Source organism: Pseudoalteromonas translucida KMM 520 (genome assembly GCF_001465295.1).
Classification (GTDB): Bacteria; Pseudomonadota; Gammaproteobacteria; order Enterobacterales; family Alteromonadaceae; genus Pseudoalteromonas; species Pseudoalteromonas translucida.
In genome coordinates, this window is the sequence record NZ_CP011034.1 from 565,638 (window position 1) to 582,029 (window position 16,392).

At 41.4% G+C, this 16,392-nt stretch carries 13 protein-coding genes, 5 tRNA genes and 1 pseudogene; 16 read left to right on the forward strand and 3 right to left on the reverse strand.

Going from position 1 to position 16,392, the window contains the following annotated elements:
* Positions 1-137: 137 nt before the first annotated feature.
* Both PTRA_RS02625 and srmB read right to left on the reverse strand, forming a co-directional pair.
* A complete protein-coding gene (locus PTRA_RS02625) occupies positions 138-458 on the reverse strand; it encodes a BON domain-containing protein (protein ID WP_011327212.1) in 321 nt (106 codons plus the stop codon).
* A 254-nt stretch (positions 459-712) separates the two neighbouring features.
* Positions 713-1,939: an ATP-dependent RNA helicase SrmB gene (srmB, locus tag PTRA_RS02630; RefSeq protein ID WP_058372586.1), complete on the reverse strand. Its 1,227-nt coding sequence runs from the start codon at positions 1,937-1,939 to the stop codon at positions 713-715.
* 75 nt (positions 1,940-2,014) lie between these two features.
* On the opposite strand from srmB, the gene PTRA_RS02635 reads away from it, so the two are divergent.
* Together PTRA_RS02635 and PTRA_RS02640 are read left to right on the forward strand one after the other, a co-directional pair.
* Positions 2,015-2,713: a tRNA1(Val) (adenine(37)-N6)-methyltransferase gene (locus PTRA_RS02635; protein ID WP_058372587.1), complete on the forward strand. Its 699-nt coding sequence runs from the start codon at positions 2,015-2,017 to the stop codon at positions 2,711-2,713.
* A gap of 52 nt (positions 2,714-2,765) precedes the next feature.
* Positions 2,766-3,212: a DUF2147 domain-containing protein gene (locus tag PTRA_RS02640; RefSeq protein WP_058372588.1), complete on the forward strand. Its 447-nt coding sequence runs from the start codon at positions 2,766-2,768 to the stop codon at positions 3,210-3,212.
* Between the two features lie 63 nt (positions 3,213-3,275).
* Here PTRA_RS02640 and fldB read toward each other — a convergent pair whose 3' ends face one another.
* Positions 3,276-3,797: a flavodoxin FldB gene (gene fldB, locus PTRA_RS02645; RefSeq protein ID WP_058372589.1), complete on the reverse strand. Its 522-nt coding sequence runs from the start codon at positions 3,795-3,797 to the stop codon at positions 3,276-3,278.
* Positions 3,798-3,904: 107 nt separating this feature from the next.
* Here fldB and xerD point away from each other — a divergent pair, with 107 nt between their 5' ends.
* From xerD to pbp4b, 14 genes and pseudogenes are all read left to right on the forward strand, one after another.
* On the forward strand, positions 3,905-4,831 hold the full coding sequence (xerD, locus tag PTRA_RS02650) for a site-specific tyrosine recombinase XerD (RefSeq protein ID WP_058374502.1): 927 nt from the start codon (positions 3,905-3,907) through the stop codon (positions 4,829-4,831).
* A gap of 62 nt (positions 4,832-4,893) precedes the next feature.
* Positions 4,894-5,622 (forward strand): bifunctional protein-disulfide isomerase/oxidoreductase DsbC, encoded by a 729-nt coding sequence (dsbC, locus tag PTRA_RS02655; protein ID WP_058372590.1) that lies wholly within the window; start codon positions 4,894-4,896, stop codon positions 5,620-5,622.
* An 84-nt stretch (positions 5,623-5,706) separates the two neighbouring features.
* The gene (gene recJ, locus PTRA_RS02660) at positions 5,707-7,428 is read left to right on the forward strand and encodes a single-stranded-DNA-specific exonuclease RecJ (protein WP_058374503.1); all 1,722 of its coding nucleotides are present in this window, start codon (positions 5,707-5,709) and stop codon (positions 7,426-7,428) included.
* 145 nt (positions 7,429-7,573) lie between these two features.
* A protein-coding gene (prfB, locus tag PTRA_RS02665; RefSeq protein ID WP_011327220.1) for a peptide chain release factor 2 occupies positions 7,574-8,672 on the forward strand; the annotation gives its coding sequence in 2 pieces (ribosomal slippage) (positions 7,574-7,648 and positions 7,650-8,672; 1,098 coding nt in all).
* Positions 8,673-8,698: 26 nt separating this feature from the next.
* Positions 8,699-10,234, forward strand: coding sequence for a lysine--tRNA ligase (gene lysS / locus PTRA_RS02670; protein ID WP_011327221.1), 1,536 nt, complete (start codon positions 8,699-8,701; stop codon positions 10,232-10,234).
* A gap of 192 nt (positions 10,235-10,426) precedes the next feature.
* Entirely contained in the window at positions 10,427-10,606 is a 180-nt protein-coding gene (locus tag PTRA_RS02675) for a hypothetical protein (RefSeq protein WP_058372591.1), read from the forward strand.
* 130 nt (positions 10,607-10,736) lie between these two features.
* Positions 10,737-10,829 (forward strand) — tRNA-Ser (locus PTRA_RS02680).
* Between the two features lie 34 nt (positions 10,830-10,863).
* Positions 10,864-10,940, forward strand: a tRNA-Arg gene (locus PTRA_RS02685).
* 73 nt (positions 10,941-11,013) lie between these two features.
* Positions 11,014-11,090 (forward strand) — tRNA-Arg (locus PTRA_RS02690).
* A gap of 50 nt (positions 11,091-11,140) precedes the next feature.
* Positions 11,141-11,217: transfer RNA gene (locus tag PTRA_RS02695), tRNA-Arg, on the forward strand.
* A 114-nt stretch (positions 11,218-11,331) separates the two neighbouring features.
* A tRNA-Arg gene (locus PTRA_RS02700) sits at positions 11,332-11,408 on the forward strand.
* A gap of 488 nt (positions 11,409-11,896) precedes the next feature.
* Positions 11,897-13,194: pseudogene (locus tag PTRA_RS02705) on the forward strand (IS4 family transposase).
* A gap of 218 nt (positions 13,195-13,412) precedes the next feature.
* Positions 13,413-14,588 carry an exo-beta-N-acetylmuramidase NamZ family protein gene (locus PTRA_RS02710; protein ID WP_058372592.1) on the forward strand — a complete coding sequence of 392 codons (1,176 nt, stop codon included), beginning with the start codon at positions 13,413-13,415 and terminating at the stop codon, positions 14,586-14,588.
* Between the two features lie 10 nt (positions 14,589-14,598).
* Positions 14,599-16,260, forward strand: a complete 1,662-nt coding sequence (gene pbp4b / locus PTRA_RS02715) for a penicillin binding protein PBP4B (RefSeq protein WP_058374504.1) — start codon at positions 14,599-14,601, stop codon at positions 16,258-16,260.
* Positions 16,261-16,392 lie beyond the last annotated feature (132 nt).

The following is a 16,392-nucleotide window of genomic DNA, read 5'->3' on the forward strand; positions in this document are numbered from 1 at the left end:
CTCATAGCTTAAAAAGTAGTTATCCTGTTTGGCTTATTACTAAGCTTGGGTTGATTACTAAATACATGAGCACTGAAAAAAATGCCGCTTATTTTGCAATAAGCGGCATTTTTTTATGTAAGTTATTTAAGTAAAACTTAAATAATATCAATTTTGTTACGAATGATTTTTACCCCATCCATATTTTCTAAAAACTTTTGTGCCAACGCACGCTCAAAACCTGTTTGCGCTTTACCGTATAAATCTACTTCGCCATTTTTAACTTGCACGCGAATATCGCTTAGCGCTAAATTAGGGTTGGTACGCAAAGTGTGGGTAATCGATTGCTGTAAGTTAGGTTGGGTTGCCAGGCTGCTAACGACAACCATATTTGTTGTAGCACTCACTTTTGTAGCGCATGCTAATAAAAACAAACAACAAAATGATACTAAAGCGATAGTTAATTTTAAACGGCTCATAATCATATCCTTACATTGCAATTAATCGGGTAGCCAAATTAGGCAGAGTTACCATGATAGTTACAATTATCGTTCCATATTTAATGTACTGAAAATAAAGGCTATTTTATTAAGTGGGAATTCAGGTGGGCAATTGTTACATAAAACTAAGTAGAGATTACATAGCCCTAAACCATGCAGTTATGGGGGATCAGGCATTAAAAAGCCGACATTTTTGTCGGCTAATATAATACTAATTACAGTATGCGCTTAAGTTACTTTTTCTTTTTAACTTTAGCTTTTTTCTTCGCTTTCATTTTAACCGGATCTTTACGCTTTTTAGCCGGAGGCTTAGCTTCCTTATGCTTTGGCTCTAAGCCTTTAATAACACGGCGTTTAAGCTTTTGCTCAATATAGCGCTCTATTTTATAAAGAATGCCAATATCGTGCGCTTCAACCAGTGAAAGAGCGATGCCTTTTTTACCAGCGCGGCCTGTACGGCCAATACGGTGTACGTATATATCGGCTGTGCGTGGTAGGTCAAAGTTTATTACATGGCTAATATCAGCCACGTCGATACCGCGCGCCGCTACATCGGTAGCAACTAATATACGGGTTTTGCCGCTATGGAAGTTTTCCATCGCTTTCATGCGTTTGTCTTGCGGCATTTCGCCGCGTAACCAGGCTGCTTTAACGTCGTTAGTTGTTAGTTCACCAATTAGTGTTTCAAGGCGCTCACGGGTTTTAACAAACACTATGGCTTTAGTTACGTCTGGGCCATTAAGGGTATTAACTAACAGCTCAAGTTTATGATGATAGTCGTCGGCTAAATGTACCCACTGGTGAATTTTAGCCTTTTCTTTGCGTGACGATTCGGCTTCAAGCAATGCTGGATCGTTTAGCGTTGTTTCAGCAAATCTTTCAACACTGTCGCCTTCAAGGGTTGCTGAGAATAAAAAGCACTGACGACGATTTTTAGCTTCGTCACAAATACGGCTCATTTCTTTTTTAAAGCCCATGTCTAGCATGCGGTCGGCTTCATCAATAATAAGCATTTCTACGTGTTCAGCATGAAAGTTTTCGGTTTCTAAATACTCCATTAAACGCCCTGGGGTGGCGATTAAAATGTCATTATTTTTTTCAAAAATTTCTTTATGCGTACCATAGTTAATACCGCCAGTTACTACCCCAATTTTAAGGTTAGTACGTTTAGCAAGTAGTTCGCATTGTTCATGAATTTGATAAGCTAGCTCACGAGTTGGCGTCATTACTAATACGCGCGCAAAACCAGGGTCACGACGCGGAAAATCCAATAAGTATTGAATAGCCGGAATTAAAAAGGCGGCTGTTTTACCTGTACCTGTAGGCGCAGATGCTAAAATATCACGCCCCTGAAGTGCTTCAGGAATAGCTTGTTGTTGAATGCTGGTTGGCGTTTCGTAACCCATTTTATTAATGGCGTCGAGTAGCTTGTTATCAAGATCAAATTCAGAAAATTGCATAGAGTGTCAAAAATAAAGGACAATGGCACTAATTATACTCGGTTACGCCTGCTTGGTGAATGAAAAGGTGAAAAAATGTCTGGTTTTGCATTTAAACAATTTAAAGTTGCGCACGAACAGTGTGCAATGAAGGTATCAACCGATGGTATTTTGCTTGGCGCATGGGCTAATTTAAGTAATGCCAACAGCTTGCTCGATATAGGTACAGGCACGGGATTGCTGGCGCTTATGTGCAAACAGCGCAGCCCCCAGTTAACTATAACGGCGGTAGAAGTTGATAAAAATGCTTACCAACAAGCGTTGCAAAATATTGCCGCTAGCCCGTGGCCAAATATAGAGGTGCACCAGCAAAGCATTCAAACTTTTAACAGCGCGCAGCCGTTTGATGTAGTGATAGCCAATCCGCCGTATTTTAATCACAGTTTAAAAGGTAATAATGAGGCGCGTAATATTGCGCGCCATACAGATGGTTTAAGTTTTGCTGAGCTAATTAGTGCTTTTAAAAAGCTCAGTCATGCAGGCTCAACCTTTAGCTTAATTTTACCCACTACAGAGGCTGCGGTGTTTATTGAGCTTGCTATTCAAAACGGGCTTTTTTTAAATACTCATTGCCAAGTAAAGGCGACGCCAAATAAAGCGATTAGCCGAAGCCTAATGACCTTTAGCTATATAAACCAGAGCATTGTGGAATCAGCTTTGTGTATAAAAGATAATGAAAACAACTATAGCGAAGATTATATTACGCTGTGCAAAGCATTTTATTTGAAGATGTAAAGTTGTAAAAAGTGCTGGTATGATGAGTTTATATGTATAAAGGTAACTCATAATGAAAAAACGAACTAAATCAGTATTGTTAAGCGCCTTAGCCGCTACATTTTTTACAACGCAGAGCGTACTTGCCAGTATGACGCCTGTTGGGCTTTGGAAAACCATTGATGAAGACACTAATGAAGCTAAGTCGTATGTCCGTATTGTTGAAAATAACGGGGTTTTAAGCGGCACCATTGAAACCTTATTAAATAAAGATAAGCAAGATGCAGTGTGCTCGCAGTGCTCGGGCGATAAAAAAGATCAGCCCATATTAGGCATGACCATTATTGATAATGTGATTAATAGCGGTGATGGCAGTTGGGAAGATGGTCAAATACTCGACCCAAATAACGGTAAAAGCTACACAGTACGTTTAACGACTCAAGATGCTGGTGAAAAATTAGAAGTGCGTGGTTATATTGGCTTTTTTTATCGTAACCAATATTGGCTAAGAGTAGAGTAGTTAGCTAATAAAATTAAAGCGCAGTGTGGCTGCGCTTTACAAGTATAACAATAATAAACAGTATTACAGGGTTTCGCTGTACTCGGTCATTACCTGTTCCACCCAAGTGGCAATACGCTCGTCGCTTAGCTCGTACTGGCTGTCTTCATCAAGGGCTAAACCAACAAAGTGTGTACCGTCTTCGGTGAGTGCTTTAGATGCTTCAAACTCGTAACTATTGTCGTTTTGCCAAAAACCTAACTGGGTAAATATTTGCGGACTTATTTCGTCGTGTAGCATGCCAAGCGCATCTTGAAACCACTGGCCGTAACCTTGTTGATCACCCATGCCAAATAACGCAATGGTTTTACCATTTAAGTTTACGTCTGCTATGTCGTCCCACTTTGATTCCCAGTCTTCCTGTATTTCACCAAAATCCCAGGTTGAAATGCCAAAAATAATGAAGTCGTATTGCTCTGCATTTTTTAGTGGTTCGTCTTTAATATTATGCAAGGTAACGATATCGGCACCAATAATGTCGCGAATTTTTTCTGCTGCCATTTCGGTGTAGCAGGTAGTAGAGCCAAAAAATAAACCAATTTGCATCGTATTTATCACTGTGTAATTGCCTGATATGATAAGCTCAAGTTTACCGTAAGGTGTTTTTAATTGATACCTTAGGCAATGGCTATAACAAAAATGAGAGCACAAAAGTGACAACGCTAGCTGACGACTTTTCAGAACCAAGCACGGCACCCAAAAACAATAACGACTACCTAGAAACCTTTTTAGATTGTTTGTATTTAGAGCAAGGGGTGAGTGAAAATACACTATCGGCGTATCGCAGCGATTTAGATAAGTTTTGCCAGTTTTTAAAAGGCAAAAATTTAATGACTGTAACCGGCCTAGACGTTGAAAGCTATTTAGCCCATAGAGTTGATCTAGGCTTAAAGCCGCGTAGTACTGCACGTAGTATTAGTGCGCTTAAGCGTTTTTATCAGTACTTTGTGCGCGAAAAGTTAATTAGCGACTCGCCAATGCTCAATATTGCGCAACCTAAAGCAGGGCAGTCTTTGCCTAAAACGCTTTCGGAGGCTGAAGTAGAGGCACTACTGAGTGCCCCCAATACCGATGAGCCAATGGGGCTGCGCGATAAAGCTATGCTTGAGTTACTATATGCAACTGGTTTGCGGGTTAGTGAGCTAGTAGGGCTGCGGATTGAACAAATTAATTTGCGCCAAGCAGTGGTGTTTGTAAAAGGTAAAGGGAACAAAGAGCGTTTAGTACCGCTGGGCGAAGAGGCCATGTATTGGCTTGAGCAGTTTTTAAAGGTGGGACGGGCGCAAATGATTAAACACGCCACCGACTTTGTGTTTCCCTCAAAGCGAGGGGTTGGCATGACCCGACAAACTTTTTGGCATAGAGTGAAGCACTATGCTATTTTGGCATCAATTGAGTCGTCATTGTCACCGCATACATTGCGTCATGCATTTGCAACCCACTTATTAAATCATGGGGCTGACTTACGTGTGGTTCAAATGATGTTAGGACACAGTGATTTATCAACCACCCAAATATATACGCATGTTGCAAATGAGCGATTAAAATCGGTACATGCGCAGCATCACCCACGTGCTTAATATGAAATTTATTATCACTAAGCCGGTCAATTGATATGTATTTATAAAAATAGAGAAGAATTATGAAAAAATTAATGTTAGCAGGTGCCATGTTATGCACTAGTTTAAGTGCCGTAGCGAATGATGTGGCAGTAGCCCCTAACGCTAATGATCCTATTGTTATTAAATTTGCCGCGCTTGGCGTTACCGTTAAGCAAATAAACCCAAGCCCAGTAGCGGGTTTAAAAGAACTGATCACTAATCAAGGTGTGCTTTATGCAAGCCCAGATGGACAGTTTTTAATGCAAGGGACACTTATAGACTTAAATAATCGTAGTAATTTAACCGAAAAAGCACTAAACGGCGTACGCCAAGCTGGGTTAAAAGAATACGAAGATTCGATGATAGTGTACAAAGCACCTAACGAAAAACACAGCATTACCGTATTTACCGACATTAGCTGTGGCTATTGTCGTAAATTACACCGCGAGCTAGATGATTTGCTTGAAGCGGGTATTACCGTTAAGTATTTAGCGTTTCCGCGCGGTGGCCTGCAAGGGTCAGGTTATAATGACTTAATGAACGTATGGTGTGCTAAAGATCAACAAGAGGCACTAACCGAAGCTAAAAGTGGCTCAAATACTGCTGCAGTTAAAGGTTGTAGTGCGCCAGTTGCAGAGCATTATCAGCTAGGTCAAAGCTTTGGTGTTACCGGTACGCCTGCTATTATTTTAGAAGATGGCACCATGATCCCAGGTTACCAGCCAGCCGCCGCATTAAGCGCTGCGCTTAACGCTAGTAAAGCCCCATAGTAATTAAATTTACGGTGCGCATGAAAAAGGCCGAAAGGCCTTTTTTTGTATATTTATGATGAACCAAATAAGTTAAAAATCTGCATGAAAAAAACGATCCAAACGCGCGAAAACGTCGATGATTCACATTTACCGAGTCATTTACACCCTGTAATTAAGCAAATTTATGCCACGCGAAATGTTTCCCATGCCGATGAGCTAAATAACAGCGCCGCCACATTACACGACTTTAAGTTATTTAAAGATATGGACAAAGCCTGCGACTTGTTAATTGAGGCGCTACATGCCCAAAGCCATATTTTAATTGTTGGCGATTTTGATGCCGATGGTGCAACCAGTACTGCCACATTAATGCAAGGCTTGGCGATGCTTGGCTTTGCTCATTTAGATTACTTAGTACCTGATCGGTTTAGCTTAGGCTATGGCTTAAGCCCGGCGTTAGCTGCGCAAATAGTACAACTTAAACCCGATTTAGTAATTACAGTTGATAACGGTATTTCCTGTATTGCGGGTATTGATATTGTAAAAGCCGCCAATATTAAAGTGCTGGTTACCGACCATCACCTACAGGGCGAAACACTCCCTAATGCCGATGCCATAGTAAACCCGAACAGGCACGACTGCAGCTTTCCGTCTAAATCGATTGCCGGTGTTGGTGTGGCTTTTTACTTACTTATTGCCCTTAGAAGCACCCTGCGTGAGCAAAATCATTTTGCGCAGCAGCCTATGCCTAACTTAGCCGACCTGCTCGACATAGTTGCGCTTGGCACTGTAGCCGATGTAGTGGCGCTTGATGCCAATAACCGTACTTTGGTACACCAAGGGCTTGCGCGTATTCGCAGTGGTAAAACTCGCCCAGGCATTACTGCCCTCATTGAGGTTGCTAATCGCAACGCCTCAAGATTGAGTGCCAGCGACTTTGGTTTTTCGCTTGCTCCGCGCTTAAATGCCGCAGGGCGCTTAGATGACATGAGTTTAGGCATAGCCTGCTTACTCAGTACCGATATAAACCAAGCCAGACGCATTGCCAGTGAACTAGATAGCTTAAACTTTGCACGCCGCGAAATAGAGCAAGGCATGCAGCATGAAGCGCAAGCTGTGCTTGATAAGTTAGCATTCAATGATGACAATATTCCCGACGCTATTTGTTTATACCAAGAGGATTGGCATCAAGGTGTTATTGGTATTTTAGCCGGGCGTTTAAAAGAAAAGTATCACCGCCCGACCGTTATATTTGCGGGTGGCGAAAACGGTGAGATAAAAGGGTCATGCCGCTCAATTGAAGGGCTACACATACGCGATTTACTCGAAGGGCTAAGTACCGCCGATCCGCACTTAATTAGTAAGTTTGGTGGCCATGCCATGGCGGCCGGTTTAAGTATTAACGAGCAGCAGTTTAGCGAATTTAAACACGCCTTTGATACTGCCGTTAGCGCCCAGCTTAGTGAAGAAAGTAAACGCTGCATTGTATTTACCGATGGTGAGCTGCCAAATGAGTGTTTTACCATGGATTTTGCCCAGCAATTAAAACAAGCAGGCCCTTGGGGACAGCAATTTCCTGAACCGGTATTTGAGCACACATTTGAGTTGATTCAGCAGCGTATAGTGGGCGAAAAGCATTTGAAATTGGTATTAAAGCATCAATCAGGACGCTTAGTTGATGCCATTGCTTTTGGCATTGATGTAAAAGAATGGCCAGATAACAACGCACAATTTGTTAAAGCAGCGTATCAGCTCGATATAAATGAGTTTAGAGGCAAGTTCACCCTGCAATTAATTATCCGAGAGCTAGAAAAAGCCAGCTAAAAAATATCTAGAATAGATCGCATAAAGTGCTAATAAAGCGCACGGTTTTTTGTTAAAATCGGGCGTTTTTATCATTTGACGATAATATATTGCGTTAATTCCTTTTTAAGGAGCGTAATAACCTAGCCATTTTGGAGTAATGACCATGTTTGAAGTGAATCCTGTGATTAACCAAATCAAGGAAATTCGCGAACGTACTGAGTTGCTTCGGGGGTACCTTTGACTATGCTCTTAAACAAGAACGCTTAGAAGAAGTTAACGCCGAACTTGAAGATTCAGCCGTATGGAATGAACCTGAACGCGCACAAGCTCTCGGCCGTGAAAAGTCGGCACTAGAAGCTGTTGTTGAAACTATCGATACCTTAGTGACGGGTACTGACGACGTTGAAGGCTTACTTGAGCTTGCTGTAGAAGCCGAAGATCAAGAAACCTTTGATGAAGCACAAAGCGAACTAGCAGACTTGAACGAGCAGCTAGAAGCGTTAGAGTTTCGTCGTATGTTTAGCGGTCCTCATGACTCAAACGACGCTTACCTTGATTTACAATCTGGTTCTGGCGGCACTGAAGCACAAGACTGGTGTAATATTTTGCTGCGCATGTATTTACGCTGGGGCGAAGCTAAAGGCTTTAAAGTTGAATTAGTAGAAGCTACTGGCGGCGATGTTGCAGGAATTAAAGGCGCAACAGTTCGCTTTGTTGGCGAATACGCGTATGGTTGGTTACGTACCGAAACTGGCGTGCATCGTTTAGTGCGAAAAAGCCCATTTGACTCAAGTGGACGTCGTCATACTTCGTTTGCCTCTGCGTTTGTTTACCCAGAAGTTGACGACAATATTGAAATTGATATGAACCCGTCTGACTTACGTATTGACGTTTACCGTGCCTCGGGTGCAGGTGGTCAGCACGTTAACACCACCGAATCAGCGGTTCGTATTACGCACGTACCAACAAATACCGTAGTGCAGTGCCAAAATGAGCGCTCACAACATAAAAATAAAGCCCAAGCAATGAAACAGTTAAAAGCAAAACTGTTTGAGCTAGAGTTACAACAGCAAAATGCTGAAAAACAAACCCAAGAAGACTCAAAGTCGGATATTGGTTGGGGCAGTCAAATTCGTTCATACGTACTCGATGACGCCCGCATTAAAGATTTACGTACAGGCGTTGAAAGCCGTAATACCCAATCGGTACTTGACGGCAACTTAGACAAATTTATAGAAGCCAGCTTAAAATCTGGTTTATAACCACCAAGCTAATAAAGAGCTAAAAAATGACTGATCAAATCCAAGACGAAAACAAGTTAATCGCTGAGCGTCGTGGCAAATTAGATGCTATACGCCAAAATTGCCCAGCCAACGGTCATCCAAACCAATTCCGTCGTGAGCATTACACGGCTGATTTGCAAGCCCAGTTTGGTGATAAGAGCAAAGAAGAATTAGTAGAGTTACAACAAGTAGTGTCTATTGCTGGACGTATTTTAGCAAAGCGCGGACCTTTTTTTGTAATTCAAGACATGAAAGGCCGCGTACAATCATATGCGTCTAAAGATGTGCAAAAAGATTTAAAAGAAAAATATGGCCAACTAGATACTGGCGATATTATTGGTGTTAAAGGCGCGCTTAATAAATCGGGTAAAGGCGATTTATACGTAGAGATGACAGAGTACCAACTCTTAACTAAGTCACTTCGCCCGTTGCCTGAAAAATTCCATGGCTTATCAGATCAAGAAACTAAGTACCGCCAACGTTACGTTGATTTAATTACTAACGAAGCAACGCGTGAAACATTCCGCATTCGCTCACAAGTAGTTGAAGGCATTCGTCGCTTTTTAGCAGACCGTGACTTTATGGAAGTAGAAACCCCCATGCTACAGGTTATTCCTGGCGGTGCATCGGCACGCCCGTTTGTAACGCACCATAATGCACTTGATATAGACATGTACCTACGTATAGCGCCAGAGTTGTACTTAAAGCGTTTAGTGGTAGGTGGTTTTGATCGCGTATTCGAAATTAACCGTAACTTTCGTAACGAAGGATTATCTACGCGTCATAATCCAGAATTCACTATGATTGAATTTTACCAAGCATACGCTGATTACATCGATCTGATGAACATTACCGAAGACATGCTACGTACAGTTGCAGAAAACGTACTTGGTAGTGCAGTTGTGGTTAACACAACTAAAGACGAAAACGGCGAAGTAATTGACTCAGTTGAGTACGACTTTGGCCAACCGTTTACGCGCTTAAGCATGAGCGACGCTATTTTAAAATATAACCCTGAGTTTGATGCGGCAGTATTTAACGACCCAGAAAACCATTTTGAACAATTAAAAGCGTACGCTAAGCAAGTACACGTTAAAATTCCTGAAAACTGTGTTTGGGGCCCAGGTAAATTTTTGTGTGAAATATTTGAAGAAACAGCAGAGCACATGCTTATTCAACCTACGTTTATTACCGGCTACCCATGGGAAGTATCACCACTTGCACGTCGTAACGACGAAAACTCATTTGTTACAGACCGCTTTGAGTTTTTTGTTGGCGGACGTGAGCTGGCTAATGGTTTCTCGGAGCTTAACGATGCACAAGACCAAGCAGAGCGCTTTACTCGTCAAGTTGAAGAGAAAGACGCAGGTGATGATGAAGCAATGCATTACGACGAAGACTACATACGCGCACTAGAGTATGGCTTACCGCCAACTGCAGGTGAAGGTATTGGTATTGACCGTTTAGTAATGTTGTTTACTGATTCTCCAACCATTAAAGACGTTATTTTGTTCCCGCATATGCGCCCGCAAGCCGACTAAGCTTAATAATGTAGAGTAATAAACGCCGCTTAAATGCGGCGTTTTTGTGTCTGGGTTATAACTTTTTAATCTGAGTGTTTTTTAAACGCACTGTTGCATTTGTGTAAAGTTATTCGCTACACTACGACGGAAATTTAGAGGATTGATTTAAGGCTCTAAATAAAAAGATTAAATGGATTTATAAATAATAATATGAAAAATAAACATATTGAAAACCCAATCAATAACTGCGAAACCGAAGATGCAAGACAAGCCTATTACCGAGCTTGTATTGCAGAGTTTCAAAAGTTAGGTTATCAAGAGCAGTATCTTGCAGAGTTAAATGATGATTTAGTGCCTGTGTTAGGCGTTAATCCACCAGAAAAAAGTTAAAAGTTGTTTGAATTTCAAACTAATTACACATTAAAACTAACTAGATGCACAATCTATAACCATATAGACACATTTGGTAGAAAAGTGTTTGACATATTTTCTGAACTCTTTATTATACGCCCCACAAGACGGAGAGGTGTCCGAGTGGCCGAAGGAGCTCCCCTGCTAAGGGAGTATAGAGTTTGTAGCTCTATCGAGGGTTCGAATCCCTCCCTCTCCACCATTTTTAATGGCGTGTTTTGTAAGTTTTAAAGTATGGGTGCATAGCTCAGCTGGATAGAGTACTCGGCTACGAACCGAGCGGTCGGAGGTTCGAATCCTCCTGCGCCCACCATACTTTAATAACTCGCTTAGAGTCTAAATAAGCAAAAGCTCTGCTTAGAGTTAAAATAAGTAAACTATAAAGTGGGTGCATAGCTCAGCTGGATAGAGTACTCGGCTACGAACCGAGCGGTCGGAGGTTCGAATCCTCCTGCGCCCACCACTTTATAGACTCTCACTTAGAGTAAAAACAAGTAAAGTAAAAATGAAAGTGGGTGCATAGCTCAGCTGGATAGAGTACTCGGCTACGAACCGAGCGGTCGGAGGTTCGAATCCTCCTGCGCCCACCACTTTCATATTTTCATACACTTTTAAGTGTAAGAAAAATAAGCCGATGAAAATCGGTTTTTTTATTTTAAAGTTATATACTCTGCTTAGAGTTTAAATAAGCAAACAATGAAAGTGGGTGCATAGCTCAGCTGGATAGAGTACTCGGCTACGAACCGAGCGGTCGGAGGTTCGAATCCTCCTGCGCCCACCACTTTCATATATTAACCGACACTTGAGTCGGTTTTTTTATGTCTGAAATAAAGTGAAATTATTGTGTGGCTGAGAACCGTGCGGTCGGAGGTTCACTCTTACAAGATACGTCCTGCGCCCACCACTTTCATATATTAACCGACACTTGAGTCGGTTTTTTTATGCCTGAAATAAAGTGAAATTATTGTGTGGCTGAGAACCGTGCGGTCGGAGGTTCACTCTTACAAGATACGTCCCGCGCCCACCACTTTCATATATTAACCGACACTTGAGTCGGTTTTTTTATGCCTGAAATAAAGTGAAATTATTGTGTGGCTGAGAACCAAGCACTCGTAGGTTCACTCTTACAAGATACGTCCTACGCCCACCACTTTCATATATTAACCGACATTTGAGTCTAATGCCGATCAGTTAAGGTTAATTGATCGGTTGACCGATCTAAATGATCGTGAATAATCCGTAATTAGTTTCGCTAATTACGGATTTTTTATGGATATTCAAACAGCTCTTTCGACCACATTCTCATCTGCCGAGGAATTTACAGCGCTTGATAACTTACCTGGCATATTAGATCCCGAATTACTTAACCAAGCTTTTGAAAAATCGGGTGTCGCCACCGTTCGTAAACGTCGTTTACCACTCGATGCTGTCGTTTGGTCTGTGATTGGTATGAGTTTATTTCGTCATGAATCTGTTTGGGATATAGCCTCTAAAATGGACATCGCCTTACCAGGTAAAGGGAAACTAGTTGCCCCTAGTGCCATGGTTCAAGCGAGACAACGCTTAGGTGAAGGTGCTGTCGAGCAGGTCTTCAAGATGATGGCGTCACGGCATTATAATCATGCCCACTTTGATACATTTTGTGGCTTAAATCTATTAGCTGTTGATGGGGTTGTCTTTCGTACACATGATACGCCAGAGAATAAAGACGTATTTGGATGTGGCTCAACCCAGTATGGTGAAAATACCTATCCGCAAATTCGGATGGTATGCCACATGGAGCTAACGAGTCATCAACTCATTAATTGTGCTTTTAACGGGCAGCATCAAGGGGAGATGACACTCGCTGAAGAACTCATTGAAGGCACACCGGATAACTCATTAACCTTATTTGATCGCGGTTATTATTCATTAGGGCTTTTGCATCGTTGGCATCAAGCAGGGACTGAAAGACACTGGATGATACCATAAAGAAAATGAGTAAAAATGACCAGTTAGTGCGTCTTAAAACATCGCCACAAGCGCGAAAAAAGTTTACTGACTTGCCAGAGTTTATAGAAGCTCGGCTGCTTACCTACACGCATAATAATAAGCAGTATCAGATTCTTACATCAATGCTTGATGTAATGCGTTACCCATCAAAAGAAATAGCTGATTTGTACATGCATCGCTGGGAAATAGAAATAGGATATCGAGAAATAAAACAAACGATGCTGCACTCAAACTATATCCTACGCTCAAAAAGGCCGGATATGATAAGGCAAGAATTGTGGGGGTTACTAATTGCCTACAATATTATAAGAATAGCCATGCGTGAGGCGGCAGAGTTACTGGAAGTATGGCCAAATCAACTGAGTTTTTCTCATTGTTCAAGGCATATCAACGTATTTCTGTTAACTATCCCACTGACAAGTCCGGGAAATTTACCAAAACACTATGAGCATTTATTAGAAACGCTGACGCTATTTCAGTTACCGACAAGGCGTCATGAGCGCAGCTTTCCACGATGTGTGAAAAAGAAACCATCTAAATATCCGTATAAAAAAAAGCCAGTCAGTGTTAACTGACTGGCATTAGACATTTGAGTCGGTTTTTTTATGCCTGAAATAAAGTGAAATGTAGGTTGCTACCCAGTAGATACCGAGTTTATTTATTCGTCGTAGACGCAGAGCCTAATCACTATATCAATTCAAAGCCTGCTCAAGCCCACTTAACCCCTTTCTAAAGCTGCTCTTTATCACTACCTATGTTACTTTAAACGCCTTGTTTAAAAGGATATTGCAGTATGTTTAAAACCCTATTTATTACGTTATTTTTTATTTTAAGCGCTACTTTAATACTTAGCGTACAAGCTGATGAAGCTAAAGGTTCAATTGTTGTGGGTGCGCAGCAATATGCTAAATATTTACCGCAGTTAAAAAATAAACGCGTAGGGCTGGTGGTTAATCAAACATCAACAGTAGGGAAAACCCATTTAGTAGATAGCCTACTGGCAAAAAACGTAAACATAACTAAAATATTTGCACCTGAGCATGGCTTTCGTGGCGATCACGATGCAGGGGCACACGTAAAAAATGCCGTTGATAGTAAAACGGGTATTCCGCTTATTTCCATTTACGGCAACAATAAAAAACCAAGCGCCGAAGTTTTAGCTGATGTTGATGTAATAATTTTTGATATTCAAGATGTGGGAGTGCGCTTTTATACTTATATAAGCTCTATGCATTACATGATGGAAGCAGCTGCCGAGCAAGGGGTAGAGTTTATTGTACTAGACAGGCCAAACCCAAATATAGCCTATGTTGATGGGCCCATATTAGAGCCACAATTTAAGTCATTTGTAGGTATGCACCCCATTCCTATCGTTCATGGTATGACTGTGGGCGAGCTTGCAAACATGATCAAAGGTGAAGGCTGGATCAATCAAGCTACTGTTTTAGAGCTTAACGTGATCCCCGTTACTGGTTATACGCGCGCAACTAGCTATAGTTTACCGATAAAGCCAAGCCCTAATTTACCAAATGATACTGCTATTTCGCTTTATCCGTCATTGTGCTTTTTTGAAGCCACGCCAATTAGTATTGGCAGAGGCACCGACTTTGCGTTTCAGGTTATAGGGTATTCACCGGTTGCTTTAGGGGAGTTTAGTTTTACCCCGCGTGCTATTAAAGGCGCGGCCCTAAACCCTAAATTTAAAAACCAAGCAGTGCAGGGGCTAGACTTACGCCAAGCCACCACGAAAGGGTTAGATTTAAGCTACTTAATAAGTGCTTATAAGCAGCTTAATAACAATGATATTACGTTTTTTGAGCGCGCTGACTTTATGGATAAGTTAGCAGGTACCGATAAGCTGCGCTTAGCTATTGAGGCGGGACAATCGGTACAACAAATAAAGCAAACTTGGCAGGCGGGGTTGATGCAATTTAAACAGCAAAGAGCACCTTATTTGTTATATGAGTAAAAGGCAGCTTATGTACTTATATTTAAAAAATAAAAATTATTACAGTATAAATAAGCTATTAATAGTGGCTTTAAGTTTTATGCTGGGTGCATGCAGTTCTTCTGTAGAGCCGCTCGAACCCAAGGCGCTATTAACGCAAAGTAAACTTGTTGAGTTGCCTAATGCGCAAGTGATTGTTACCTTTCCTGAGCCAAACCCCAGTAGCCGTGAGTATGTAAATAATCGTGGCACGTTTAAAGCTTATAAAGGCCATGGTCAGCTGTTAATACAAAACCATAGTGCTAAAAGTGCCGATATTTATATAAACAATCAACTGCTTAACATTAAACAGTTGCTCGGCGCTAATACTGTGTACCAATATAGTTTGGCTAAGCTAACGCATAACGGGGTTAACACCTTTAAAGTTGCAAACATTCAACCTGCTGGGGCAAGCTTAACGCTGCGCTTTGCGTTTCCTACTTTAAATAAAGCATCGCATCAACAGGCTAATTTTAGTGAGGTAGATGCATTAATAGAACGTGACATTAAAGCGGGTTTTCCTGGTGCTGTTTTAGCGGTAGTAAAAAATGGTGAGTTAATTAAATTAACTGCTTATGGCGATGCAAAACAGTATCAACAAAATGATTTAATGCTATTACGCCCAGAGCCAATGCAAACCGATACCTTATTTGACTTAGCCTCTAATACCAAAATATTTGCTACCAACTTTGCATTAATGAAGTTAGTAAGCGAAGGCCTATTAAATATTAATAAGCCAGTGCAATTATATTTACCAGAATATCAAGGTGATGGACGAGAGCAGCGACGCGTAAAAGATTTACTCACGCATAGCGCAGGTTATCCACCGGTGTTTGATTTTCATCGTAAAGACAGTAGCAATGGCGATGTGTTTTACTCACAAAATAGCCATACTACAAAAAAGCTCTTACTTACCAGTGTGCCACTTAGCACAAAATCACTCGGGCAGCATGTTTATTCAGACATTGATTACATGATTTTAGGAGTATTGGTTGAGCGTATTACTGGCCTTTCACTTGACGATTACCTAGAACAACAAGTATATGCGCCATTAAGATTGCATAACACGGTATTCAATCCCCTTAAAAAAGGCTTTAATGCTCAGCAATTTGCCGCCACTGAGCTTGGTGGTAACACGCGGGACGGACGAGTCAAATTTGATAATATTCGCACCCATGTTTTACAAGGTCAAGTGCATGACGAGCGTGCGTACTATTCTCTTGGTGGCGTAGCAGGGCACGCGGGGTTATTTAGTAATGCCCCAGATTTAGCCATTCTTTGTCAGCTACTATTAAATAATGGTGGTTACGGCGATAAGCAGCTTTTTAGTGCAAGTGCTTTGGCGCAGTTTTTAACTCCACAAAGTAGCGATGAAACCTACGGACTGGGCTTTAGGCTTGCTGGTAATAACCAAGCAAGGCGTTGGCACTTTGGCCCTTACGCAAGCGCACAGGCCTATGGGCATACAGGTTGGACTGGGACAGTAACGGTAATTGATCCCGTTTACGACTTAGCCATTGTTTTATTAACTAATGCGCGGCATACGCCAATTACAGGCTCGCAAAAAAGTTATCAATTTAGTGGTAAAAATTATGAAACTGCACAATATGGATCGGTTGTTTCATTAATATACGAAGCGTTATTAAATCAATAAACTGGCAGTATAAATAGCGTATATCATTGAGCTTAGTGGTTTACTTAAATGAGTTTTGACTGTAAAACTTAAGCTAGATAACAAAGTGTAAAATATTTACCCCGTAAATAAACACACTAAAACAAAGGTTAA